The organism is Craterilacuibacter sp. (genome assembly GCF_051659485.1).
Classification (GTDB): domain Bacteria; phylum Pseudomonadota; class Gammaproteobacteria; order Burkholderiales; family Chromobacteriaceae; genus Craterilacuibacter.
In genome coordinates this window covers 1-2,101 of record NZ_JBOFOO010000240.1, presented here as the reverse complement: position 1 = coordinate 2,101, position 2,101 = coordinate 1, and the positions used below count along the sequence as shown (strand labels likewise).

The 2,101-nt window shown below is 61.9% G+C and carries 2 protein-coding genes; both read right to left on the bottom strand.

Features of this window, described 5'->3' with window-relative positions; translation table 11 throughout:
• Positions 1-416: 416 nt before the first annotated feature.
• Positions 417-833 (bottom strand): type IV pilin protein, encoded by a 417-nt coding sequence (locus ACRC1E_RS08490; protein WP_438514667.1) that lies wholly within the window; start codon positions 831-833, stop codon positions 417-419.
• A gap of 8 nt (positions 834-841) precedes the next feature.
• On the bottom strand, positions 842-2,101 hold a 1,260-nt coding region (locus ACRC1E_RS08485; RefSeq protein WP_438514666.1), incomplete at its 5' end, for a pilus assembly protein.

Below are 2,101 nucleotides of genomic sequence, written 5' to 3'. Positions count from 1 at the left end.
GGTCTTTCCGAGACTCGGAGAAGTCACCCTGAGTCTTCGCACAGGCGACCGCAGGACTGCCAAGGGTCTTTCCAGTAAAATAAGCAGATCCTTATCCGCAAGATTCATTACTGCAACGACCATGCCTGCCAGCAGAAATACCCAGCAACGACTAGAAGAAATCCTTAGGGAGCTTCGGGAAGATGCCAAAGACACCCTTCGCACCTGCATAACGGATGAGCACGAAGACCCACACTCCGTCCAAGAAGTCTATACGTCAGTCCTTCAGCGCATACAACATGGCACTGGGGAGCCTGAAGACTTCATCAAGTGGCACGCTCAACTGGAACACCACAAATCCGCGCTATTGCGGCCATTCAGCGCGGAGACGTAAGCTGCAACGCGTGACATGGATCGACGAGTTATGCCAGAAGGTCTTAGCGTGACCAGCAATCAGCCACTGAGCCGCCACTGGCACTCTTGAGCCCGGTGTAGCTAAGCGTGAGCGTGGTGCAATCCCTCCAGACGGAGGTGTAGGCTGCGGTGGCCGAGGCGGTGATGGTGTAGTTCGTCAGCGTGCCCGAGGCATTGTGCGACACGCGGTACATCACGCGCCCGCTGCCGACATCGCAACTGGCCGGCGCGGCGCAGGGTGAGCCGGCAAAGCTGCCGCTATTGCTGTAGCGCTGCTCCAACTCCTGCGCCAGCTCCATGATCCTGGACTTGGCCTCGGCGCGGTAGCCGCGCGCCAGATACTGCTGGTAGGCGGGATAGGCGATCGCCGACAGGATGCCGACGATCGCCACCGTAATCATCAGTTCAATCAGAGTAAAACCTGCTGTTTTGTCAGACATAACCTGTCCTATTTTGTCCGTATGATTTCGCGCCATGAAACCCGGGCCGGATAGCGGGATTCGGAGATGCCGCCAGGGAAGCGCAGGACGGTGAAGCCCGGCGCAAGCAGGTTGAGCGCCTCGCCAGAGAGTTCGTCCTGACGGTAGCGCGAGGCCTTCTGGTCGCTGCCATTCACCTTGCCATCGCCATTGGTATCGAAGATGGGTTTGCTCGGTGCCTTGCCGCAAAAGGCCTCCACTTCGGTGATCCAGGTTTTGCCGGAGCTGGAGCAGTTGTCCCCCGCAAGCTGCAGCGAGGTGAACTGCACCCGGCCTTGCACGATGGCCGCGCGGTAGGTGGTTTTCTCCAGATTGGCCATGGGCAAATACCAGCCCTTGCTGCCACAGACATTGCGGCTGCTGTCCTGGTAGAGCTTACTGGCGCTAAGCTGCTCGCCCAGCGCCTGCGCGCTCAAGCCTGCCGTTGCGCTGGTGCCCAGCGTCGTGCCGTCCAGCGGATCGCGCAAGCCGTAAAAATAGTTCGGATTCGTGCTGCCGCGGTCGCTGTCATTGAACAGGGCGCCGGTGCCGAACAGCAGCTGCAGCCCGCCGGCCGGGTGGCGGATCACCAGCGGTGCCGCCACGATTGGCTGTGCGGCGCCGTCCTTGCCATTGCCGTCCTGGTCCAGCACATGCGCCTCGAACAGGGGTAAGGGTGCCGTGGCCGTGCCGTTGGCCACTTTCCAGTTGGCCGGGCTGTTGTCCCTGAGGTCGAACTTCCACAGCCGCCCCTGGATATCACCGGCGTAGACGTAGTCGGTGATGCCATCGCCGTCGTTATCGACCGCGGACGGGTTCATCAGGCCGTTGCGTACGGTCGCACCGGAGGGATCCGCCGCCACCGGAATGCGACGGTATACCGGCTTGCCACCGGCGGCGGGTCGGTCGAGATAGATAATATAGAGCCCGGCTGCACCGGCAGCCTGGTTCAGGCCGTTGCCGGCAATGACGGCATAGCGGGCCTTGGGCTTCCCATCCGCCCCCACGCCATCGCGCAACTTCACCAACTGCGGCTGCGATACGGCCACCCCGAAGCCTGCATCATCGGCTGCGCCGAATTCCCACAGCACATCGCTCTTGCTGAAGTCCTTGCCCCGGGTTACATCGAGCGCGAACAGGCTGCTGCCGCCGGCGCCGGTGCTGCCCACCAGTACGCTGCGGGCGGCATAGGCGTTGCCGTCCTTCAGGCAGACTTCGGCGGCCTGCACCGGGCCATCAACATAGTAGCG